At 60.6% G+C, this 21,291-nt stretch carries 23 protein-coding genes and 1 tRNA gene; 14 read left to right on the forward strand and 10 right to left on the reverse strand.

Translation table 11 applies throughout. From position 1 onward, the window contains the following. Positions 1-417 precede the first annotated feature (417 nt). On the reverse strand, positions 418-1,461 hold the full coding sequence (locus NKH90_RS01635) for a class I SAM-dependent methyltransferase (RefSeq protein ID WP_352816795.1): 1,044 nt from the start codon (positions 1,459-1,461) through the stop codon (positions 418-420). Positions 1,462-1,520: 59 nt separating this feature from the next. Beyond that, complete coding sequence (locus NKH90_RS01640) at positions 1,521-2,615, reverse strand: glycosyltransferase family 4 protein (protein WP_352685539.1); 1,095 nt, start codon at positions 2,613-2,615, stop codon at positions 1,521-1,523. A 494-nt stretch (positions 2,616-3,109) separates the two neighbouring features. Here NKH90_RS01640 and NKH90_RS01645 point away from each other — a divergent pair, with 494 nt between their 5' ends. From NKH90_RS01645 to NKH90_RS01690, 10 genes are all read left to right on the forward strand, one after another. Further along, the gene (locus NKH90_RS01645; RefSeq protein ID WP_352451366.1) at positions 3,110-3,466 is read left to right on the forward strand and encodes an SPW repeat protein; all 357 of its coding nucleotides are present in this window, start codon (positions 3,110-3,112) and stop codon (positions 3,464-3,466) included. A 131-nt stretch (positions 3,467-3,597) separates the two neighbouring features. Next, positions 3,598-4,047, forward strand: coding sequence for a DUF2231 domain-containing protein (locus NKH90_RS01650; RefSeq protein ID WP_352470450.1), 450 nt, complete (start codon positions 3,598-3,600; stop codon positions 4,045-4,047). Beyond that, on the forward strand, positions 4,047-5,393 hold the full coding sequence (locus NKH90_RS01655; RefSeq protein WP_352816798.1) for a PQQ-dependent sugar dehydrogenase: 1,347 nt from the start codon (positions 4,047-4,049) through the stop codon (positions 5,391-5,393). Before NKH90_RS01650 ends, NKH90_RS01655 begins: the two co-directional genes overlap by 1 nt. Before the next feature lie 93 nt (positions 5,394-5,486). Further along, positions 5,487-5,675, forward strand: a complete 189-nt coding sequence (locus NKH90_RS01660; protein WP_352567649.1) for a hypothetical protein — start codon at positions 5,487-5,489, stop codon at positions 5,673-5,675. A 59-nt stretch (positions 5,676-5,734) separates the two neighbouring features. Continuing rightward, positions 5,735-6,550: a cytochrome c oxidase subunit II gene (gene coxB, locus NKH90_RS01665; RefSeq protein WP_352500857.1), complete on the forward strand. Its 816-nt coding sequence runs from the start codon at positions 5,735-5,737 to the stop codon at positions 6,548-6,550. Positions 6,551-6,641: 91 nt separating this feature from the next. Then, positions 6,642-8,411 (forward strand): cytochrome c oxidase subunit I, encoded by a 1,770-nt coding sequence (ctaD, locus tag NKH90_RS01670; protein ID WP_352816800.1) that lies wholly within the window; start codon positions 6,642-6,644, stop codon positions 8,409-8,411. Continuing rightward, positions 8,408-9,112 (forward strand): cytochrome c oxidase subunit 3, encoded by a 705-nt coding sequence (locus NKH90_RS01675; RefSeq protein WP_352816802.1) that lies wholly within the window; start codon positions 8,408-8,410, stop codon positions 9,110-9,112. The genes ctaD and NKH90_RS01675 overlap by 4 nt, the downstream gene beginning before the upstream one ends. A gap of 13 nt (positions 9,113-9,125) precedes the next feature. Then, entirely contained in the window at positions 9,126-9,848 is a 723-nt protein-coding gene (locus tag NKH90_RS01680) for a heme-copper oxidase subunit III family protein (RefSeq protein WP_023678903.1), read from the forward strand. A 10-nt stretch (positions 9,849-9,858) separates the two neighbouring features. Then, positions 9,859-10,263, forward strand: a complete 405-nt coding sequence (locus tag NKH90_RS01685) for a cytochrome C oxidase subunit IV family protein (protein WP_352470444.1) — start codon at positions 9,859-9,861, stop codon at positions 10,261-10,263. 144 nt (positions 10,264-10,407) lie between these two features. After that, entirely contained in the window at positions 10,408-10,881 is a 474-nt protein-coding gene (locus NKH90_RS01690) for an aminoacyl-tRNA deacylase (RefSeq protein ID WP_352470443.1), read from the forward strand. A gap of 65 nt (positions 10,882-10,946) precedes the next feature. Here the strand turns inward: NKH90_RS01690 and NKH90_RS01695 are convergent, their stop codons facing one another. The 5 genes from NKH90_RS01695 to tig form a co-directional block, all read right to left on the reverse strand. After that, positions 10,947-11,759 (reverse strand): DUF2189 domain-containing protein, encoded by an 813-nt coding sequence (locus NKH90_RS01695; protein ID WP_023678906.1) that lies wholly within the window; start codon positions 11,757-11,759, stop codon positions 10,947-10,949. A 317-nt stretch (positions 11,760-12,076) separates the two neighbouring features. Beyond that, positions 12,077-13,009 carry a heme o synthase gene (locus NKH90_RS01700; protein WP_352816805.1) on the reverse strand — a complete coding sequence of 311 codons (933 nt, stop codon included), beginning with the start codon at positions 13,007-13,009 and terminating at the stop codon, positions 12,077-12,079. Between the two features lie 147 nt (positions 13,010-13,156). Further along, positions 13,157-13,537: a c-type cytochrome gene (locus NKH90_RS01705; RefSeq protein ID WP_352614038.1), complete on the reverse strand. Its 381-nt coding sequence runs from the start codon at positions 13,535-13,537 to the stop codon at positions 13,157-13,159. Positions 13,538-13,722: 185 nt separating this feature from the next. Further along, positions 13,723-14,244, reverse strand: a complete 522-nt coding sequence (locus NKH90_RS01710; RefSeq protein ID WP_352470439.1) for a hypothetical protein — start codon at positions 14,242-14,244, stop codon at positions 13,723-13,725. 160 nt (positions 14,245-14,404) lie between these two features. Continuing rightward, complete coding sequence (gene tig, locus NKH90_RS01715; protein WP_352817176.1) at positions 14,405-15,880, reverse strand: trigger factor; 1,476 nt, start codon at positions 15,878-15,880, stop codon at positions 14,405-14,407. Between the two features lie 343 nt (positions 15,881-16,223). On the opposite strand from tig, the gene NKH90_RS01720 reads away from it, so the two are divergent. Then, positions 16,224-16,308, forward strand: a tRNA-Leu gene (locus NKH90_RS01720). An 87-nt stretch (positions 16,309-16,395) separates the two neighbouring features. Here the strand turns inward: NKH90_RS01720 and NKH90_RS01725 are convergent. Then, entirely contained in the window at positions 16,396-16,980 is a 585-nt protein-coding gene (locus NKH90_RS01725) for a GDYXXLXY domain-containing protein (protein ID WP_352816807.1), read from the reverse strand. Next, complete coding sequence (locus tag NKH90_RS01730) at positions 16,977-18,095, reverse strand: DUF2157 domain-containing protein (protein ID WP_352816809.1); 1,119 nt, start codon at positions 18,093-18,095, stop codon at positions 16,977-16,979. The genes NKH90_RS01725 and NKH90_RS01730 overlap by 4 nt, the downstream gene beginning before the upstream one ends. 222 nt (positions 18,096-18,317) lie before the next feature. Here NKH90_RS01730 and NKH90_RS01735 point away from each other — a divergent pair, with 222 nt between their 5' ends. The 3 genes from NKH90_RS01735 (at position 18,318) to trmFO (ending at position 20,437) form a co-directional block, all read left to right on the forward strand. Continuing rightward, positions 18,318-18,458, forward strand: coding sequence for a DUF1127 domain-containing protein (locus tag NKH90_RS01735; RefSeq protein ID WP_023678913.1), 141 nt, complete (start codon positions 18,318-18,320; stop codon positions 18,456-18,458). A 48-nt stretch (positions 18,459-18,506) separates the two neighbouring features. Then, positions 18,507-18,647, forward strand: coding sequence for a DUF1127 domain-containing protein (locus tag NKH90_RS01740; RefSeq protein WP_352816812.1), 141 nt, complete (start codon positions 18,507-18,509; stop codon positions 18,645-18,647). Positions 18,648-19,027: 380 nt separating this feature from the next. Further along, positions 19,028-20,437, forward strand: coding sequence for a methylenetetrahydrofolate--tRNA-(uracil(54)-C(5))-methyltransferase (FADH(2)-oxidizing) TrmFO (trmFO, locus tag NKH90_RS01745; protein ID WP_352816814.1), 1,410 nt, complete (start codon positions 19,028-19,030; stop codon positions 20,435-20,437). Positions 20,438-20,463: 26 nt separating this feature from the next. Here the strand turns inward: trmFO and NKH90_RS01750 are convergent, their stop codons facing one another. Continuing rightward, entirely contained in the window at positions 20,464-21,291 is an 828-nt protein-coding gene (locus NKH90_RS01750) for a phytoene/squalene synthase family protein (RefSeq protein ID WP_502898797.1), read from the reverse strand.

The raw sequence follows: 21,291 nt of genomic DNA on the forward strand, positions 1-21,291 counted from the left end.
GACCTCCTTGATGCCGCCGAACCTAGCGCGGAAAAAAGCCAATAGGCGATTCCTCAAGTGCCATTTCAGGTTTTCGGGTCGACCCGATGAGGAACATTAGCTTTCAATGTTTAATTTGACCTTCACGCTCCTTAGAGCTTTTGCACTTCCGACCGTTGCTGATGTTGCAGGCCCGAGCGGTTGGAGCCAGCTGCCGACTTCCACTGCCATGGTCCCACTGATTGAGATGCGCTGGCGCCGGCGATCCAGCGTCTGTCGACCATTCGCGAGGAGATCTGCTCATCTCAAGGCGCTCGTCTGTGGAAGCGGACCGAGAGAGAGGCCGGCTAGACCTGGCTTGCTCGGAAGATCGAGCAGCGCGAGCGCGATTGCACAAGTCGACGCTCCGACCCGGGTACTCTGGAGCGTTGACCTGGACTAGTGCCCCTCAATCGCCTTGGGAGACACAAGGTATGGTATCTTGCCGACGCTGCGCTTCGTCGCGCCAATGGAATAAGCCATCGGTATCTTGGGAGAGTTCTCCGGCAAGCCGTACATATCCTTGCCGGCCCGCACGGCAAATGAAAAGTGCTGCCACGAAACCGTGTCATGCTCATTGAGAAAATCGAGCGTCAGACCAACTGAAATCAGCGCATTCACCACGTCACTGATCGGGTGGATCCATTCATAATAGCGAGGATGCTTCAAGATGCGATCATCGCCGGTGTAGGTCAGTTCCTCGTTCCAGGCGAGCGGCCGAGCTATCGGCGTTCGCCAGTCGTGCTTCAATTCCAGGGCCGCGGCCTTTCGATCGCACTGAAACAGCAATGGATGGCCCTCGGCCATGTAGAGGCGGCCGCCGGGTCGCAGAAGATCGGCAACCACCCGCGCCCAACGGAACACGTCGTCCAGCCAGTTTACCGAACCCCAGGTAACGTAAGCGATATCAAAGGTCCGGCCGAGCGCTTCCACCGCCTCGAACAGTGGCGCTTCCACGAAGCGCACGTCGGTGCCTGCCTTCGCAGCAAAATCCCGCGCCGCCACGATCGCCGTCGGTGAAAAGTCGAGCCCGGTCACGCTGCCTGCGCCGAGATTCTTCAAGCTGATCGTGTCAAGACCGATGTGACACTGCAGGTGGACGATATCCTTGCCGGCGATATCGCCGAGCTCGCGCGTTTCCAGCTCATAGAGATTGGATCCGCCGGCCAGCACATTCTCGATGTGATAGCTGCCCGTTGTGTCGGTCGAGTGCAGTTCGGCCCGATCATCCCAATTAAGGCGGTTCGCGCCCAGAAACCGTTCCAAATTCCCCCACCCCTGACCGACGCATGGTAAACAAGTCGTTAAAGCACCTTTGCAGCGAAAGTAGCGCGCGTCAATCCGGACCGGGCGGCAGTACGACGCCGCTCGCGAAAGCATTAGTCCCGGGAAGGCTTGCTGCTGATCAAAGGCTTCTGGCGCGATCGCCGCGCCCGGCGACAAGACCCCGCAGGCGCTCCCGGACTCCGCCGTCGTGGTCTGTATGTGGATCAGTCGGTTCCTCAGCCCGGCACAGCCACCATCGCGATATTTCTGGAGAGCTCGTTTGTGGGGGCAACTGCGTCTGCCGTGCCGCTCGTGAGTGCTCGGTAGAGTGCCAGATAATCGCTGCACATGCGCTCGACCGTGAACCGCTTCTCGAACGTCTGCCGCACTCGTGCGCGATCGAGGCTGTCTATGCGCCGGAGCGCGCCCACGGCTTCCTCCACCGTATCCACGATCCATCCGGACACACCGTCATCGATGATCTCCGGGACGGCGCCACGCCGGAACGCAACCACCGGCGTACCGCAGGCCATTGCTTCGATCGTTACGAGACCGAAGGGTTCCGGCCAGTCGATCGGAAACAAAAGCGCTTTCGCATTGCCCAGAAAATCCGCCTTTTGCCGCTCATCGATCTCGCCAATGAACTCCACGTTCGAATGCCGCAGCACTTGCGGCTCGACCCTTTCCTTCCAGAACGACTGGTCCACCTTGTCGATTTTGGCGGCGATCTTCAGGGGAAACCCGGCCCGCGCTGCTATTTGTATGGCGGCTTCCGGCCCCTTTTCCGGCGAGATGCGACCGAGAAACGCAAGATAGCCAGAGGTGTTCGGGTGGAATGGCAGAAGATCGCGGGGTAGGCCATGATGCACGGTTCCAACCCAATTGACGGGCGGCATGGGCCGGCGCTGGTCGAAGGAAATCGAGACCAGGGGAACGTCGTCGAACATCGCATAAAGCTGCGCCAGATCGGGCAGGTCGAGCCTGCCGTGAAGCGTGGTAACCGTTCGTCTGGCAAAATCCCGAATTATGGGGAAGTGCAGAACATCGACGTGGAAATGCAAAACGTCGAATTCACCGGCTCGCCGGCGCACCCGTTCAAGCATCATCACATGGTGCGGACCACCGTCCTGGACCCTGGGGTTCAGGCGCAGCGCGACGTCGCAACACGGCACCAGCTCGGCTGAGGTACGAGAATCGGCGCTGGCGAACAGCGTCACCTCGTGGCCCTGTCGGACAAGTTCTTCGGTCAGATACGAAACAATTCGCTCGGTTCCACCGTAGGTTCGGGGCGGCACGGATTCGGTTAGCGGTGCGATCTGGGCTATTTTCATCTAGAAAATCTTTTCGGCGGCGATCGCCGTCTTTCAAACAAGCTTCGGCGGCAACCAAGACAAGCGAGAGCTTCCCGTTGCGAAGTATTCTATGCAGAGCGCATTTATAGTTGTGCCGTCCGTGCTCCTCCCGTGCAATCAGGTTTCCCTTATTCAACTCCTCTGCATCCAAGAACTGCGATCCACGAGAAATGTTTCACCGGCTCGATAAAAAGACAGAATGAGCTACGCGCCGCCGCCCCGCCGCCCCTGACAGGCAGCCTTTGGATCGCTCGATCACCACCAATTGATCCAGGCGTGCCGGTGCCGAATGGAACATAAAGCCCGGAATTCAGTTAGATAGCTGGATTTGGCTGGAGTACCGCCAGATGCGGAATTCCAGCCGGGCAGGGCACTACCGTGACACGGAGTGAGCGGCTTCGGGCGCATCTCGCCGAACTCAGGCACCACCTTGCCGAACTCGGGAGCCATAAACGCTCCCTATGGAGGATGCCATGAACCAGTGGACAAACGCCAGGCTCTGTGACGTAGCCAACCTGATCCTTGGGGCAATTCTGTTCTTCTCCCCCTGGATCTTCACCTTTGCGGCAGGCCCGCAGACGCAGAACGCCCTCGGCAGCGGAATCTTGATTGTCGTGCTTTCGGTTGCCGCCCTCGCAGCATTTGCCGTGTGGGAAGAGTGGGTGAACCTGGTCGTCGGACTGTGGGTTCTCGCATCGCCCTGGGTGCTTGGATTCCAGGCGACCACGGCGATGACCGTGCATGTCGTGATCGGCATTCTGGTCGCCGTGCTGGCGGCGATCGAGCTCTGGATGATGTATCAGAACCCGCCGACCCAGTCCGCCGCCTAACAGGCGCAGCCAGCCAGCGCCCTTTTTTGGGCCTGACGGATCTATCGGTCGTCTGCCGGTCTCTCGGCAACAGCCGCCGGAGGCCGGGTAGGCGGCGTTTCTTTGGACGAGAATAGGAAGGATGGCGCATTATGGTCGGTGACAATCCGCGTTCGACGGCCAGGATTGCGGGACATCCTATTCATCCGATGCTCGTGCCATTTCCGATCGCCTGCTTCGTCGGCACCCTGCTGACGGATCTAGCCTATTGGCGAACAGCGGAGATGATGTGGGCTGACTTCTCCGCTTGGCTGGTTACCGTCGGCGTGATCATGGGCTGCCTAGCAGCGATCGCGGGGCTGATCGATTTCCTGGCCAATCCGCTGATAAGGGCACAGCCCCCCGCCTGGCCGCACGTGCTCGGCAATCTTCTGGCGCTGGCGTTATCCATCATCAACATGCTCGTGCACACCCGCGATGCATGGACCTCCATCGTTCCTACAGGCTTGATCCTCTCGGCGGTTGTCGTGCTCGTCCTCATCTTCACTGGTTGGCTGGGCTGGTCCATGGTGTACCGGCATCACGTCGGAGTGGCGGATTGATGCGCATAGCAAGCTCCATCGGTCAGACCAGGCGCATCGCGGTGTCCGTCCTCGTTTGCACTGCGGCGATCACTCTTGCAGCGTGCAGCGGCAACGACCCGGACCCCAGCAGTCAGATAGGGCCGAATCCAAAACTGCCGGACCCGATCCAATATTTCTTCCCGCCCATGCATCTCGCTTCCGTGGTCGGATGGAATAGCGACGAGAAGCCGACAGTCGCGCAGGGGCTGCAGATCCAGGCTTTTGTCCACGGCTTGCAGCATCCGCGGTCGCTTTATGTGCTGCCCAATGGCGACGTGCTGGTGGTCGAGTCCAAGGCGCCGGGTGGCGAACCGATCAAACGGCCCAAGGATTTGGTGATGGGCTGGATCGAATCCTGGGTCACCTCGGGCGGCGACAGCGGCCCAAGCAACCGCATTACGCTGCTGCGCGACGCCGATGGCGATGGCAAGCCGGAGCTGACCAGCGTATTCCTCGACCACCTGAACTCCCCCTTTGGCGTGGCGCTGGTGGGAAGCGATCTCTACGTCGCCAATACCGACTCCATCGTCCGCTATCCCTACAACACCGGTGACACAAAGATCACCGCGCCCGGGACGCCGCTAACCGCCCTGCCCGGCGGCCCGATCGACCACCATTGGACGAAGAGCCTGGTGGCAAGCCCCGACGGCTCGCTGCTCTATGTCGGCATCGGCTCGAACAGCAACGTCGCCGAAAACGGCATCGAGGCGGAGAAGAACCGCGCCGCCATCTGGCAGGTAGACAGGGCCACCGGCCGGTCGCGCATTTTCGCCAGCGGTTTGCGCAATCCAAACGGCCTGAGCTGGGAGCCGCAGACCGGGGCGCTCTGGGCAGTGATCAATGAACGCGACGAGCTCGGCCCCAATCTCGTGCCGGATTATCTGACCTCGGTAAAGGATGGCGGCTTCTACGGATGGCCATACAGCTATTACGGCCAGCATCTCGATCCCCGCGTCATGCCCCAACGTCCGGACCTGGTCGCAAAAGCGATCGTTCCGGATTATGCACTGAGTTCCCACGTCGCCCCTCTGGGGCTGGCCTTCTATGCGGCAACCAGCCTTCCCGAGGCATATCGCGGCGGCGCCTTCGTTGGCGAGCATGGCAGCTGGAACCGCACGCGCTTCAATGGCTACAAGGTAGTTTTCGTACCATTCAGCGGCGGCCGTCCGAGCGGCGTCGCTACCGACGTGGTGACTGACTTCCTGGACAAGGACAACAAGGCGCGCGGCCGGCCTGTCGGCCTGGCTGTCGACAAAACCGGGGCCCTGCTCATCGCCGACGACGTCGGCAACACAGTTTGGCGGGTGACATCTGCCGGCCAATAAAGTGGCTCCACTCCCTTCGTCGAGCTGTCGGTCGAGCAGGTGGAGGGATCCCCGACGATCGCCGTTCCGGTGGTTCTGCTAGGCGCATTCGGCGTGCCCGCCATTGCCGGCTACTCCACGCTGACGATGTTTGCCGCGTGGCCGCATCGGGCGGGTGAGCTGGAAATAGATGAGGGCCTGCCGCTGATCACCGCCGAACCGAAGGACCGCCAGCGCCGCGAAATGGTATTTTTGCCCTTCCCACAGCCGGCTCTAGAATTTTCATCGCAAATCAAGTTATGATGCACTTGGTATTTCCCGGGACGGCTTGCGCCGCTTGGAATACCGGGAGGAACCGGGACATGGCCGTTGCGCTTGTACTCGTTCTGATAGTCGTGGGCTCGGTGTTGTTCCACTTCCTGAGCCCATGGTGGTGGACGCCGATTGCCTCGAACTGGGACTATATCGACAACACCATCATCATAACTTTCTGGATCACCGGTGTCGTCTTCGCCGCCGTGGTTCTTTTCATGGCCTATTGCGTCTTCCGCTTTCGTCATCGGGAAGGCAATCAGGCGGCATACGAACCTGAGAACAGGCGGCTCGAATCCTGGCTGACGGTCGTCACCGCGGTTGGCGTCACCGCTTTGCTCGTTCCAGGCCTGTTCGTCTGGAGCCGGTTCGTTACCGTTCCAAGCGACGCAACCGAGGTCGAAGTCGTCGGCCAGCAGTGGCAATGGAGTTTCCGCCTCCCCGGCAAGGACGGCAAGCTCGGCACATCCGACACTCGCGACGTCAACGCTGAAAATCCTCTCGGCGTCATCGCCACCGATGCCAACGGTCAGGACGATGTCGTAGTGGAAGCGGCCGACCTGCACCTCCCGGTAGGCAAACCGGTCAAGATGCTGCTCCGCTCGATCGATGTGCTGCACGATTTCTACGTGCCGGAATTCCGCGCCAAGATGGACATGATCCCGGGCTCGGTCACCTATTTCTGGTTCACTCCGACCAAGACCGGAACCTTCCAGGTCCTGTGTGCCGAACTCTGCGGCCAGGGACATCCGATGATGCATGGCGTGGTCATGGTCGATACTCAGGAAGACTATCTGGCGTGGCTTGGCCAGCAGCAGACTTTTGCGCAGCTGTCCGCGCCCCAGCAGATGGGCTCGGCAGAGTAGGAAACCGGAACGACGGCGCGCCGTCGGGATTGAAGTTAATGCGGCAAGTCCGAACTGTCGGGCTGGCCGAGAAGGGCACGGAGGTGTTCCTATGGTCGATATCACACCTGCAGATGCGGTACCGCCGGCCGAAGTCGCGGAAATGGAACTCTACCATCCGCACAGCTGGTGGACGAAATACGTTTTCTCGCAGGACGCCAAGGTCATCGCCATCCAGTATTCGGCGACGGCGACAGCGATCGGCATGGTCGCGCTGGTGCTATCCTGGCTGATGCGGCTGCAACTCGGCTTCCCCGGCACATTCGACTTCATCACCCCGGAAGCCTACTACCAGTTCATCACCATGCACGGCATGATCATGGTGATCTACCTGCTCACGGCACTCTTCCTGGGCGGCTTCGGCAACTATCTGATCCCGTTGATGGTTGGTGCTCGCGACATGGTCTTTCCCTATGTCAACATGCTGAGCTACTGGATCTATCTGCTCGCCGTGCTGGTCCTGGTGTCGAGCTTCTTTGCGCCCGGCGGACCGACGGGTGCCGGCTGGACGCTCTATCCGCCGCAGGCGATCATGACCGGTACGCCAGGCGGCCAGGACTGGGGCATCATCCTGATGCTTGTCTCGCTGATCCTGTTCATCGTCGGCTTTACCATGGGCGGCTTGAACTATGTCGTGACGGTGCTGCAGGGGCGCACGCGCGGCATGACGCTGATGCGCCTTCCGCTTACTGTCTGGGGTATTTTCACCGCCACCGTCATGGCGCTGCTCGCCTTCCCGGCGCTGTTCGTTGCTTGCGTGATGATGCTGCTCGACCGGGCGCTCGGCACCAGCTTCTTCATGCCGGCGATTGTCGAGATGGGCGAACAGTTGCAGCACGGCGGCGGCAGCCCGATCCTGTTCCAGCATCTGTTCTGGTTCTTCGGCCATCCGGAGGTCTACATCGTGGCGCTTCCGGCCTTCGGCATCGTATCCGACCTGATCAGCACCCATGCGCGCAAGAACATCTTCGGCTACCGCATGATGGTCTGGGCCATCGTCGGAATCGGCGCGCTGAGCTTCGTGGTCTGGGCGCACCACATGTATGTCAGTGGCATGCATCCCTATTTCGGCTTTTTCTTCGCCACAACGACATTGATCATCGCCGTCCCAACAGCCATCAAGGTCTACAATTGGGTGCTGACGCTGTGGCGCGGCGACATCCACCTCACCATACCGATGCTTTTTGCCTTGGCCTTCATCGTCACCTTCGTCAATGGCGGGTTGACTGGGCTATTTCTTGGCAATGTCGTCGTCGACGTTCCGCTGTCGGACACGATGTTCGTCGTCGCCCATTTCCATATGGTCATGGGGGTTGCCCCGATCATCGTAATCTTCGGCGCGATCTATCACTGGTATCCGAAGGTCACCGGCCGGATGCTGAACGAGACACTGGGCCGGTTCCATTTCTGGGTCACCTTCCTCGGCGCCTATCTGATCTTCTTTCCCATGCACTATCTCGGCTTGATGGGCGTGCCGCGGCGGTACAACGAATTGACCGACATGACGATCATGACGGAATCGGCCCACCACCTGAACTCGTTTATCAGCATCATGGCTTTTATAGTCGGTTTTGCTCAGATTGTGTTTCTGTTCAATCTCATCTGGAGCATCCGCCATGGCCGTGAGGCTGGCGGCAATCCGTGGCGGGCAACGACGCTCGAGTGGCAGACGCCCGAAACACCGCCCGCCCACGGCAATTTCGGCAAGGATCTGCCGATCGTCTATCGCTGGGCCTATGACTACAGCGTACCGGGAGCCAAGGAGGACTTCATACCGCAAAACATTCCGGGCTCCTTCGCGCCCTCCAGGGAGCCGGCATGAGCGTAATCCTGGTCTTCCTGCTCGTGATCGCCGGTATTGCCGGGTGGTGGCTTTCCCATCAGCGGCTAATGACGAAACCGTGGCTCGAGCAAGGTATGATCGGGGATTTTGTCGCTCTGGACCGATCGGCGCTGCCGACCGCAAAGATCGGTCTCGGCGTCTTCCTTGGCGTCGTCGGCAGCCTGTTCGCGCTGTTCACCAGTGCTTACTTCATGCGCATGGCGCTGTCGGATTGGCGGCCGCTGCCCATCCCGCCCCTGCTCTGGCTTAACACCGGCGTACTGGTCTTGAGCAGCATCGCGATACAGTGCGCTTCGCTCGCGGCGCGCAAGGGTCAAGTGGACATGGTCAGGCTCGGCCTCGCCACCGCTGGACTCACGGCGCTCGTCTTCCTGATTGGACAGCTTGTGGCATGGCGGGAACTGAGTGCGGATGGCTATTTTCTGGCATCCAATCCGGCCAACAGCTTCTTCTACCTGCTAACGGGAATGCATGGCCTGCATATACTGGGAGGACTGGTCGGGCTGGGCAGAACGAGCGTCGGCGCCTGGAACGGAGCGCAGCCGCAGCGGCTTCGCCTCAGTGTCGAGCTGTGCGCCATGTACTGGCATTTCCTGCTTTTCGTCTGGCTCGCCATCTTTGCGCTTCTGGCCGGCTGGGCTTCGACTTTAATCGACATTTGCCGAGGGTTGCTGACCTAGGAGGAACGGGCGGATGGCAGAGACGACACTGGCCCACATCGGCCGAACAGAGCCGCGGCCCGCAGGCTGGCAAGGCATCGCCGCCGACTGGTCCTCGGATCAGCGGGCGTTCAAAAACGTGTCCTGGGGCAAGGCCATGATGTGGATCTTCCTGCTCAGCGACACGTTCATCTTCGGCTGCTTCCTGCTCTCCTACATGACCGCGCGTATCTCAACACGTGTGCCGTGGCCCAATCCGAGCGAGGTCTTCGCCCTGCGCATCGGTGGCTCCGACATTCCACTGATCCTTATCGCCATCATGACCTTCGTGCTGATCTCGAGCAGCGGAACGATGGCCATGGCGGTCAATTTCGGCTACCGCCGCGACCGCCGCAAGACGGCAGTGCTGATGCTCTTGACCGCAGCACTCGGCGCGACCTTTGTCGGCATGCAGGCCTTCGAATGGACCAAGCTGATCACCGAGGGCGTGCGGCCTTGGGGCAATCCCTGGGGCGCTGCCCAGTTCGGCGCATCCTTTTTCATGATCACCGGCTTCCACGGCACGCACGTGACGATCGGGGTGATCTTCCTGATCATCGTGGCGCGAAAGGTCTGGCGCGGGGATTACGATGTCGGACGGCCCGGCTTCTTCACCAGCCGAAGGGGCCGCTACGAGAACGTCGAAATCATGGGGCTTTACTGGCATTTCGTCGACCTGGTCTGGGTGTTCATTTTCGCATTTTTCTATCTTTGGTGAGAGGCAGGACATGGCTGAAGCAACCGCAAACGGCCTGGGACAACACGCACTGGACAGCGCCCGTACCCATGATGCGACGACGACCGGCGTTACCCCGGCGGAGGTTCATCAGGAGCACCCGATCAAGCTCTATCTGGTGGTCTGGGCGTGGTTGTTCATCCTCAGCACCTGCTCCTATCTGGTCGACTATTTCGGTCTCCACGGCTATCTCAGATGGTCGCTGATCCTGATCTTCATGATCCTTAAGGCAGGACTGATCGTCGCCATCTTCATGCACATGGCCTGGGAACGGCTGGCACTGGCATATGCAATTATCCTGCCGCCGGTGCTGGTTCTGGTGTTCGTGACGATGATGGTCTTCGAAGCGGACTACACGCTTCTCACCCGAATGGCGTTTTTCGGGGCCGGGCCCTGACATGCAATCCGGATCCGGGCCGTCCGGTCCTGGAGCCTTCGCCTTGAAACAATCCACGACTGGTCCATTTCTGTTGGTATCGGAAACGACAGGCGATGCCGGCGTTTCCACATGCGTCGCGAACACCAGCAAGGGGCGCCCAAGATGACCATCGCAACCAGACTGAAAGACTTCATCGATAGGAAGGGAATTTCCTACGACACCGTCGAGCATCACCGCACGGCGACAAGCAGACAATCCGCCATTGCGGCACATGTGCCTGGCAGCATAATGGCCAAATCGGTGGTCGTTCACCACGACCGTGGCTACGCGCTCGCCGTGGTTCCAAGCACGCACAGGATAGAACTCGCGACATTGCAGGATGTCATGGAGAAGCCTCTTGGACTTGCCTCCGAAGACGAGGTGGTCTCGTTGTTCGGCGATTGCGATGTCGGCGCTGTGCCACCGATCGGCGCTGCCTATGATGTGCCAGTGGTCCTCGATGAAAGCCTCGGCGACGCTCCCGAAATCTATTTCGAGGGCGGTGATCATAGGACGCTGGTGCATGTGAGCGGCAGGGATTTTCGCGACCTGACAAAGGACGCGCGCCAGGCCCGTTTCAGCCATCCGGCCTATTGAAAGCTCTGCCCCACCTGCCCGCACCGGCACTTTCACCGGTGCGCGCAGGGCTGGTTTTTTTCAGCTCACGGTCTGGTGGCCGGCGGCGATTCCACAACTTTCCGATAGACATGCCAGGTCGCATGACCAAGGATCGGCAGCACGACTGCCAACCCGGCGAACACTGGCAGCGAGCCGACGATCAGGGCGACGGCGACGATAAGGCCCCACACGGCCATCACGATCGGGTTGGCCAGGACAACGCGCACCGAGGTGTGGATGGCTTCGTAGGCGCCGACATCGCGGTCGAGCAACAACGGGAATGCGACGACCGTGGTGCACAACACAACCGCGGCGAACACGAAGCCGATGGCGTGACCCAGGATGATGAGCGTCCAGCCGCGTCCCGTGGCAAATATTTCACTGATGAAGCTGGACAGCGATTGCGGCGGCGCCGGGCCGAACAGGGTCTGGTAGAATATCTGGGCCGTCAAAAGCCAGGCGATGAAGATCGCAAGCAGCATGACGCCGACCGCTGCAATAGCCGGCAGTGCTGGAGAACTCCTGACCTCAAAGGCGTGCCTCCACGAGGCGTCGAGCCCGGCTTCCCGTCGCCGGCTGATCTCATAGAGGCCGATCGCCGCGAACGGACCAATCAGTGCAAAGCCGGACACAAGCGGAAACAGCAATGGCAGCGTGTTGTTACCTGATGTCCAGACAGCAAGCACGACACCCGCAATCGGATAGATCAGGCAGAGAAAAACGATGTGCGACGGCTTGACCATGAAATCATCGACGCCACGCCTGAGCGCATCAAAAAGATCGGAGACACCGATTTTTCGAATTCTGGTGTGTTCCAGCGTCTCGCTGGCGCCTGCTATTACGTGAAAGCTTGCCATGACCATTCCTCCAGACCAGGTCCGGTTAAGGTCGCGTTTTACGGTGCTGCCGTTCCGCATGATTGGCCCACGCAAACCGCGACCTGCACCATGGTCAATATACTCTCATGCGGGGGACTTGTCGCGCTTTGTAGGAAGGCCCGGGAGTAAGAAGTCCCGGCTAGCCTGACTAGCTACGGACGCCGTTCTTCGATATGCTCTTCTAGTCGAAGGTGAAGGTCATGGACGGAAGGACAGTTCTCATACTCGGCCTTGGCGTCGTTATTCTGCTGTTGCTGGGATTTTGTGCTCTGCCAATGTGATGTTTTGAGCCGGGGTCAATAGTCGGCTGAAGCGATCACTCGCATTACAATGGTGTCGGCAAGCAACGCTGCAAATATTGCGAAAAGATAGACAATCGAATACGCAAACAGCGCCTTTGCCGGCTTCATCTCCTTGTCGGCGACGAGAACCTTCCAGGCCTGCCAAATGAAACCTGCACCCAACGCGGCTGAAGCAGTGCCGTAATATCCGCTCGCGAAGCCGAAGCCCCAAGGGAGCACGCCGATTGGCGCCAAGAGCAGCGAATAGGCGAAGATTTGTTTTCTGGTCGAGTGCTGGCCGGCCACATTCGGCATCATCGGGACCCCCGCCGCGGCATAGTCACCGACCTTGAAAAGGGCCAGCGCCCAGAAATGAGGCGGCGTCCAGAGGAAAATGATCAGAAACAGGATGAGACTTTCAATGCCGATTGCGCCGGTTGCAGCAGCCCACCCGATCACCGGAGGAAGGGCGCCTGCCGCGCCGCCTATGACGATATTCTGTGGCGTCGAGCGCTTCAGCCACATCGTGTAGATAACGACATAGAAAAAGATGGTGAACGCCAACAACGATGCGGCGAGCCACCCCACCAGCACGCCGAGCGTCATGACCGACAGTGCGGAAAGCACCAGACCGAAGCTGAGAGCTTCGCCAGGTGTGACCCGACCGGACGGAATTGGTCGCTTGGACGTGCGAGACATCAAGGCGTCTATGTCTGCGTCGTACCACATATTGAGCGCGCCGGCGGCTCCCGCTCCAACCGCGATTGCGCCGATGGCAATTACGGCCATAACTGGATTCATCACGCCGGGCGCCATCATCAGGCCGACGAAGGCAGTAAACACGGCGAGCGCCATGACGCGTGGTTTCAAAAGCGCAAAGAAATCACCCGCCGTCGCCTCCGAGAGGCGGATGCCGGTATCCTTGAGACGGCTTTCTTCAGTCGACATTCAGACGACCACCGATGGGAATGGCAGCCTAGCCGGCCAATGTCTTTTTTGCAACGAGTCGCCCTCCCCACCGACACTGCCGGCAGATTGCGGCCGAGGCTATGCCTCGACCTGTTTGCTATACCAAGATCCGGCGGAAGAGCCGGGCTATTTGGAGAATTGCTTCAGATAAGCAATGACATTGGCGACGTCCTCGTCCTTCTTGAGGCCGGGGAATGCCATCTTCGTTCCTTTGACCATCGCCTTGGGATCGTGAAGGTAGGTCGTCAGCGTGGCTTCGTCCCATTTAACGCCGGATTTGCCGGCCTCGGTCATAGCCTTGGAATAGCTGAACCCTGGATGCGTGCCGGCCGTTCGGCCGATGACGCCATTCAAGGACGGACCGATCTTGTTCTGATCCTTGTCCGCGATATGGCAGACCTTGCATTTGGCGAAGACCTTCTCACCCGCCGCGGCATCCTGTGCCCGCGAGGGGCTGGCAATGACGGTGGCGACGGACATGATGACAAAAAACACAAAGGCACGCATGGCATTTCCTCCCTGATCGCCAATTTGCCCTGGCTGACCTGCACAGGCCGACATTTAGTCCGCTGGCATGCGCTCTTGAATGGCAGAACGGATATCCACTGCCTGGGGTTGCGGCACCTACATACCACAGAACCCGGCCGGCAGATAGAGTTCGGCCGTGCCAAGGTTTAATGCGGACAATCTGCTCAAGGCAATTTGGTGTTGCAGCTGGCGGCGATCCGGCCGATCGCCTCTTCAACTCCGGTGAGGTCAAACTCGGCTTTGCCGCGCCCCGACAGCAGCCCGAACCGCCAGGACAGCAGCAGCCGGTCCGCGGCAATCAGTCGCCTGATGCCGTCGGCACCGTCGCGGACCAGCATCCTGCTGCGCGGGCCGACCGACCAGCTTTCGTTGAGCTTGCCGGATTGGCCGACAGTCACCGACATGGCGATGGTTCGGCTCGCGGAAACGGTGTCGCTCAGCTGCAGCCATTCGCTCCAACGCGGTTCGCCGGCGGTCCGGCACGCGATCGTCAAAACCGGGCTGTAGCTCAATGCGCCGCCGCCGGTGATGAGCTTGTTGGTCGCGTAAAGCGAGGCGGTGACAAGGCCATCGCTGCTCTTGTCGAACCGCCAGTTGTCGAGAACCGTATCAGCCTGGGCAATGCCACAGACCGACGCAAGCAGGAACGCCGCCGCCACGCTTCCGATACCGAAGAACTGTCTCAACGATGCCTCCAATAACCGCTGCGGTCAGCAACCCAGCGCAGATAATCATCAAAGCTTCATATCGCTACCTCGACCGCCAGATGCGTGAAATCCGTTGCGTCTGTGCCACAACGAAAAAGGCCGCCTCGAGAAGGCGGCCTTTCGGAATTCAGCAGGGACGTTATTCAGCGCCCTTGGCGGCCTTCTTCTTCGGCGCGGCCTTTTTCTTCGGCTCTTCAGCGTCGTCGTCGGCCTTCTTGGTGTCCGCTTTTTTCGCAGCCGCCTTCTTCGCCGGCTTGGCCTTGGTTGTATCCGTATCCTCCTCGTCGGCCAGCAGCTCTTCCTTGCTGACCTTGACGTCGGTGACCGAAATCTGGCCGAGCAGATGGTCGACCACCTTCTCTTCGAACATCGGCGCGCGCAACGTGTTCAGCGCTTCGGGATTGTTGCGATAGAATTCGAAGGCCTCCTGCTGCTGGTTGGCCGGATAGCGACGCACCTGCTCGAACAGGCCGCGCTGCAATTCCTCGTCCGTCACCGTGACGCCGGCCTTCTCGCCGATTTCGGCGAGAACCAGGCCGAGACGCACGCGGCGCTCGGCAAGCCGCATGTATTCTGCACGCGCTTCTTCTTCCGTCGTCTCTTCGTCGGCAAAGGTCCGCCCGGCAGCTTCGAGATCGCGATTGACCTGGTTCCAGATGTTGTTGAACTCGGCGTCGACGAGTTTGGACGGCGCCTCGAACGAGTAGGCAGCGTCGAGCTGGTCGAGCAACTGCCGCTTGACCTTCTGGCGCGTTATCGAGCCGAACTGGTTCTCGATCTGACCGCGCACCACCTCGCGCAGGCGCTCCAGCGATTCAAGGCCGAGATTTTTGGCCATCTCGTCGTTGATCTCAAGCGCGCCGGGCTTCGACACTTCCTTGACCGTCACGTCAAAAGTGGCTTCCTTGCCGGCCAGATGCGCCGCCTGGTAGTTTTCCGGGAAGGTAACCGTGACCTGCTTCTCGTCGCCGGCCTTGCTGCCGACCAGCTGGTCCTCGAAGCCGGGGATGAATTCCTTCGAGCCGAGCACCAGCGGCTGATCGGTGCCGGCGCCGCCGCCGAAGGCTTCGCCGTCGATCTTGCCGACATAATCGATGGTCACACGGTCGCCCTCGGCGGCCTTGCCGGTCTTCGGCTCGTAAGTGCGGGCGGATTCAGCGACACGCTTGACCTGCTCGTCGATCTCTTCATCCGGCACGTCGAACACGTGGCGCGTCACCTTGATGTCGGAGAAATCCTTGATCTCGATCAGCGGAATGACCTCATAGTTCAGGCGGAACTCGAAATCGGCACCGCCTGCCAGGATCTTCTCGGCTTCCTTCTCGTCCTCGGTCATGATCACTTCAGGCTGCATGGCGGCCTTTTCGCCGCGCCCGGTGATGATCGAACGGGTCGAATCATTGAGAATCTCGTTGACCACTTCGGCCATGAATGATTTGCCGTAGACCTTGCGCAGATGCTGCACCGGCACCTTGCCGGGGCGGAAGCCGTTGATGCGGACCTTGTTCCTGGCATCGGAGAGCCGCGCCATCAGCTTGGCTTCCATGTCACCGGCCGGCACGGTGATCTTGATCTCGCGCTTGAGACCGGAGTTGAGCGTTTCGGTGACCTGCATCATAAAACCTTTGTTTCCACCAATGAGGCCGTCAAACGGCCCCTGCCGTTTACAGCCTGCCGGTATGATCTTGCCGGGAATGGCTTTTGGTGCGGGACTTGGCGATCTGTCCGCTCAACGCGGCACAAATCCTCCAGAAATACGCTCCAAAATGTGAATAAGTCTTTGTTTTTCCTACTTCTTATCACATTCTGCAGAAGCGGATCGTCGCGTCCCGTCACATTCGACACGCCTTTTGTCACAGGCGCGGCCGATTTTCAACCATCTTTGCATTCCGGCCAATGATGCCGATGTGGGCTCTGACATTGACAGAATGATGGCTACATGGGATTGGCCGGGCAATGCGGATGTGGCGGAATTGGTAGACGCCCTGGATTTAGGTTCCAGTGCCGAAAGGCGTGGGGGTTCGAGTCCCTTCATCCGCACCACCCTTCGCTATTCGAGCTTCGGGTGGCAGGCCACTCGAAGCTCCTCCGAAGCCTTGGCGAAGGAGGATCATTGCCAAGGGCGTAGTGCTAGTAAAGCGGCTCCTCGAACAGTGTCTTGTCGCCATCCACCAGCGCTTTGATCTGCGCGGTGCCGTTGGCCGCAATCGCCACCCGGATGCCGAACGGCCGCACCCGCATGTCGTTCTGGATCGCCATCCCCTCGCCTTCCGGCAGATAGAAGCGCTCGATGCCGTAATCCGGCGCGATCGTCGTTGCTCCCTGGCTGATATTCCAGCCCTCGGAGACGTGTCCGACGATATCGGCTTCATCGGATGCTGCCGGCGCCGGCGCTTGCCCGAACCAGGCCGCGGTCGGCCCCCAATAGCCATCGGCGCCCTGCTTTAGCCTGACCACGATCGACGTTTCCTCGCTGGAAAGCTTGCCGGCCGGAATGTTGCCGATCAGTTTCACCGGTATGCGTGAAATGTCGTAGCCGAGCAGAATGTAGTCACCGCGCAAGAGATCGCGCGGATCGATCGGCTCGACCTTGAGCAGGATCTGCTTGCCATCGCGCAGGATCGCCGCGCGTCCGGCGATGATCCAGCTCAGAAAGCTGATCTGGACGAGCGCCAGGACCAGCGCCGAGATGATCAGTCTTTTGCCGGTCATCATGCCGCCGCTCCTGTCATGTTCGAGGCGTTCATGCGCCTTTCTATGCGGATGATAATGAAAGCAAGAACGGCGAGCAGCACCGCCGCCGCAAGGAAGAAGCCTGCCGTGTCGAGCATTGATTGCAGCATCACCACATAGATGATGGCGAGTTCGAAGGCGAAGCCCGCATAGGCAACCCAGCGCAGTCCCCGGCTCTCGCGGCCGCCCAGCACGATCGCCGCGATGATGCCGGCCAGCGCAACAGCCGAGGCAATGGCAAAGCCGCTATTGTAGCTGCTTTCATCCGCCAGTTCGAATTGGATCATCGCCAGGCCGGTGAGAAAGCCGATCAGCGCGTGCAAGGGCAACCTGCCGCCGAGTTGCAAAACCCGCTCGACCGGCCCGGCAGCAAAGATCGCAGCGGTAAAAAGCAGCACCGACGCGGCAACGAGCGGGATGGCGACTTGCAGCGTGTCGTATTCCATGGCCAACAGCACGAGGTAGAAAAGCACCGACAGGATGATCAGGTGGCGCGCCGCCTGGCTGCGCGTCCAGAACGAAACGGCGAACAGAATTAGCGCCATGACCACGAAGAGATGCGGAAATTCCGTGCGCCGGAAGTAGTCGAACCCTCTCAGGAACAGCCAGGCATCGGCGATGCCGACGGCAGCGACGGTCAGCGGGTTTGAGCGCAGCGCCACCGCCGCCAGCGCCGTGCCGGCGCCCCAGGTGATCAAGGCCGAGGCCTCGTCGCCCGACAAATGATACATCTGGCCGATCAGCGCGATCGAACCGCCGAATGCCGCCGCCGCGACGATCCACAGTGCTTCGCCGATCGCCGCATGGTCGCGCATCTTCAGCACCGCCCCGCCGACATAGCCGGCAAGGATAACGGCAAAAAGTGCCGCGACCCGCACCAGCCGCGGGATGACTTCCCAGTTGGCGGCGATGAAGATCAGGATAGCCGCGCCGAACAGCAGCGCCGCCATCATCGCCAGGATCGAGCCGAAACTCAGCGATTTGCGTTCGTTTGCCTCGACGTCGCGCGTCAGCGCATCGGCTGTCGGCGCGTCGATCAGGCCGGCCTGTTGCCATCGTGCGATATCCGACCTGACCCGTGACGAATAACTCGCCATGCCCCTCCCCCTTTGCTTGGTCCTTTTAGTTCGTCCGGCCAAGCGTTTGACCTAACGGCATTTTCCGATCTGGACGGAAAACTGGACGCGCGTTAATGCTGCATTGCACAATTTGCATTGCTGCCATGCACCAATAGCGCTTTTAAATCGATATGACCCCACCTATTTTCACGGTGCACACAAAGACGGAATGATCCGAAAGAAAGACGAAACGAGACTACCATGAACCTGATCCGCAACTATCGCAACTGGCGCCGCTATAGGGACACCGTGTCCGAGCTGAACCGCCTGAGCACCCGTGAACTGACCGACCTCGGCATCAGCCGCAGCGACATTCACTACGTCGCCCGCAAGGCGGTCTAATCCTTCGGGCCGCAAATGGTCCGAACCAGTTTTGAAAAGAGAACGACAATGAACCTGATCCGCAACTATCGTAACTGGCGCGTCTACCGCGAGACGGTTACCGAGCTGGGTCGCCTGTCGAATCGCCAGCTCAACGATCTCGGCATCGTCCGCGACGAGATCAGGATGGTCGCTCGCAGGGCGATCTAACCACAAGAATTTCGCCAGGGTCGACCTCCTCCCCGACCCTGACGGATACGGTCAGCCTTCACCTCCTCCCGAGGGTTGACCACAAAAACGGCGCCCGCCGGACCTCCTCCCCCGGCGGGCGCTGTTTCTAGGTTGTTTCTAAAAAGGGTTTCGCGCCCTTTCAAATGGCGAAAGGAATTTCGTCAAAGCCGACCTCCTCCCCGGCGATGACGAATACGGTCGATCTTCACCTCCTCCCGAGGATCGACCAACAAAACGACACCCGCCGGACCTCCTCCCCCGGCGGGTGTTGTTGTTTTGGGCAATATTCCGCAGCACCCCACTTGCGGTGCGATCCCTGGCAATTGCAATCCTTGCGCCAAGCGACTATTTCGGCGCTCATGGACAAGAACCCCATTCACGTTATCGGCGGCGGACTTGCCGGCTCCGAAGCCGCCTGGCAGGCGGCCGAAGCCGGGGTTCCCGTTGTCCTGCATGAAATGCGTCCCGTCCGCGGCACCGACGCGCACAAGACCGACGGGCTGGCCGAGCTCGTCTGTTCCAATTCCTTCCGCTCCGACGATGCGCAAACCAATGCCGTCGGCCTGCTGCACGCCGAAATGCGGCTGGCTGGGTCGCTGATCATGAGCGCCGGCGATGCGCACCAGGTGCCGGCCGGCGGTGCGCTCGCCGTCGACCGCGACGGATTTTCCGAAGCGGTAACCCGGAAGCTCGAAGCCCACCCGCTCATCACCATTCGGCGCGAGGAAGTGCCGGGCCTGCCGCCGGCGGATTGGGACCAGGCGATTATCGCCACCGGTCCGCTGACCGCGCCTTCGCTCGCTCAATCGATAACCGAAGTGACCGGCGCCGACGCACTCGCCTTCTTCGATGCCATCGCGCCGATCGTCCATTTCGATACGATCGACATGGATATCTGCTGGTTCCAGTCGCGCTACGACAAGATCGGCCCCGGCGGCACCGGCAAGGATTACATCAACTGCCCGATGGATAAGGAGCAGTACCTTGCCTTCGTGCAGGCGCTGGTCGACGGCCAGAAAACCGAATTCAAGCAGTGGGAAGGCACGCCCTATTTCGACGGCTGCCTGCCGATCGAGGTGATGGCCGAGCGTGGCATCGAGACATTGCGCTACGGGCCGATGAAGCCGATGGGACTGACCAATGCGCACAATCCGTCCGTAAAGGCGTATGCCGTCGTTCAGCTTCGCCAGGACAATGCGCTGGGCACGCTCTACAACATGGTCGGCTTCCAGACCAAGCTGAAGCACGCCGAGCAGGTGCGCATATTCCGCACCATCCCCGGGCTGGAAAACGCCGAATTCGCCCGCCTCGGTGGCCTGCACCGCAACACCTACATCAATTCGCCGACGCTGCTCGACGCCTCGCTGCAGTTGAAGTCGCGGCCCGGCCTGCGTTTTGCCGGCCAGATCACCGGCTGCGAGGGCTATGTCGAGAGTGCCGCCATCGGCCTGCTCGCCGGCCGTTTCGCGGCCGCCGAAAGGCTTGGCCATGCGCCGTCGCTGCCGCCCTTGACCACCGCTTTCGGCGCGCTGCTCAACCACATCACTGGTGGCCATATTGTCTCCGACGACGAGCCGGGAAAGCGCTCCTTCCAGCCGATGAACGTCAATTTCGGCCTGTTCCCGCCGGTGGATGCGCCGAAGATCGAAGGCAAGCGGCTGCGCGGCAAGGACAAGACGGTCGCCAAGCGGCACGCCGTGACATCGCGCGCGCTCGCCGACTGCCGCGAATGGCTGGGGCTGCCTTCCCAGGCCGAAGCTGCGGAATAACGATCAGGTTGGCTACGCGGCAGCCTCTATGCGACCGGCCAGCCCCGCGTCGCGCGCCGGAACAAGAGCAAATGCCGGCGCAAGGCCGAAAGCCGCACCGCGCCATCAAGCGGTGAGTGGCGGGAGCCCTCCATCTTGCCGAGATACGCGCCCGTCAGAGCCAGCGGCAGAAAGGCCGGACGCAGTGAAACCGGCAGGGTGGACGCCCCCTGCTCGAAGGCGGAAAGATGTTCCCGTGCCAGCGCGATCATCGCGGCGACAGCGCGTTGCGCTCCAGACCCACCATCGCCCGCAACGAACTCTTCCGGCGACGATCCCGCCGCTGCCAAAATGTCGGCCGGCACAAAGCACTGTCCCCGCTTGCGATGCAGCGGCAGCAGAAGCAGCAGACCGGTCATCGCCTGCGCACAACCTGCCCTGCCGGCAAGTTCGGCAAAGCGTGGTGCTTGGACCGGATCGAGCACTATCGCCGCAAGCTGGATGAGCGCGGCGGCAGTCTCGCCGCAATAGCCTTCGAGGTCGGTGCGCGACGGCATCGGGTCGTCATAGAGATCGAAGATGCGCGCTTCGAGCATATTGTCGAAAGCGGCCTTGGGCAGGCGGTGAGCGGAAATAGTCGCCCACAGCGCGTCCGCCACGGGATGGCCGACCTTAGTCCGATCCTCTTCGGCGGCGATGACGTCTCGCCACCATTGCAGCCGCACCTCGCCCGGCAGCGCTTCGCGGATGCGATCGCGTATGCCGGCAATTTCGGCGTTGAAGGCATAGAGCGAAAACAGCGCGTCCCGCTTGTCTTCGGGCGCGTAGAGCGCGGTCAGATAGCGGTCATGATCGGCGGCGCGCACCGTCTCCAT

It is taken from the genome of Mesorhizobium sp. M0898 (genome assembly GCF_040319695.1).
Taxonomy (GTDB): domain Bacteria; phylum Pseudomonadota; class Alphaproteobacteria; order Rhizobiales; family Rhizobiaceae; genus Mesorhizobium.

Bases quoted from the DNA above. Each gene is read 5' to 3' on its own strand.
- trmFO (WP_352816814.1), top strand. From the start codon at position 19,028: ATGGACAAGAACCCCATTCACGTTATCGGCGGCGGACTTGCCGGCTCC.
- ctaD (WP_352816800.1), top strand. From the start codon at position 6,642: ATGGTCGATATCACACCTGCAGATGCGGTACCGCCGGCCGAAGTCGCG.
- NKH90_RS01690 (WP_352470443.1), top strand. From the start codon at position 10,408: ATGACCATCGCAACCAGACTGAAAGACTTCATCGATAGGAAGGGAATT.
- NKH90_RS01750 (WP_502898797.1), bottom strand. From the start codon at position 21,291: ATGGAGACGGTGCGCGCCGCCGATCATGACCGCTATCTGACCGCGCTC.
- NKH90_RS01700 (WP_352816805.1), bottom strand. From the start codon at position 13,009: ATGTCGACTGAAGAAAGCCGTCTCAAGGATACCGGCATCCGCCTCTCG.
- NKH90_RS01695 (WP_023678906.1), bottom strand. From the start codon at position 11,759: ATGGCAAGCTTTCACGTAATAGCAGGCGCCAGCGAGACGCTGGAACAC.
- NKH90_RS01730 (WP_352816809.1), bottom strand. From the start codon at position 18,095: ATGGCGAGTTATTCGTCACGGGTCAGGTCGGATATCGCACGATGGCAA.
- NKH90_RS01650 (WP_352470450.1), top strand. From the start codon at position 3,598: ATGGTCGGTGACAATCCGCGTTCGACGGCCAGGATTGCGGGACATCCT.
- NKH90_RS01655 (WP_352816798.1), top strand. From the start codon at position 4,047: ATGCGCATAGCAAGCTCCATCGGTCAGACCAGGCGCATCGCGGTGTCC.
- tig (WP_352817176.1), bottom strand. From the start codon at position 15,880: ATGCAGGTCACCGAAACGCTCAACTCCGGTCTCAAGCGCGAGATCAAG.
- NKH90_RS01645 (WP_352451366.1), top strand. From the start codon at position 3,110: ATGAACCAGTGGACAAACGCCAGGCTCTGTGACGTAGCCAACCTGATC.
- coxB (WP_352500857.1), top strand. From the start codon at position 5,735: ATGGCCGTTGCGCTTGTACTCGTTCTGATAGTCGTGGGCTCGGTGTTG.
- NKH90_RS01740 (WP_352816812.1), top strand. From the start codon at position 18,507: ATGAACCTGATCCGCAACTATCGTAACTGGCGCGTCTACCGCGAGACG.
- NKH90_RS01675 (WP_352816802.1), top strand. From the start codon at position 8,408: ATGAGCGTAATCCTGGTCTTCCTGCTCGTGATCGCCGGTATTGCCGGG.
- NKH90_RS01725 (WP_352816807.1), bottom strand. From the start codon at position 16,980: ATGATGACCGGCAAAAGACTGATCATCTCGGCGCTGGTCCTGGCGCTC.
- NKH90_RS01685 (WP_352470444.1), top strand. From the start codon at position 9,859: ATGGCTGAAGCAACCGCAAACGGCCTGGGACAACACGCACTGGACAGC.
- NKH90_RS01680 (WP_023678903.1), top strand. From the start codon at position 9,126: ATGGCAGAGACGACACTGGCCCACATCGGCCGAACAGAGCCGCGGCCC.
- NKH90_RS01735 (WP_023678913.1), top strand. From the start codon at position 18,318: ATGAACCTGATCCGCAACTATCGCAACTGGCGCCGCTATAGGGACACC.
- NKH90_RS01640 (WP_352685539.1), bottom strand. From the start codon at position 2,615: ATGAAAATAGCCCAGATCGCACCGCTAACCGAATCCGTGCCGCCCCGA.
- NKH90_RS01705 (WP_352614038.1), bottom strand. From the start codon at position 13,537: ATGCGTGCCTTTGTGTTTTTTGTCATCATGTCCGTCGCCACCGTCATT.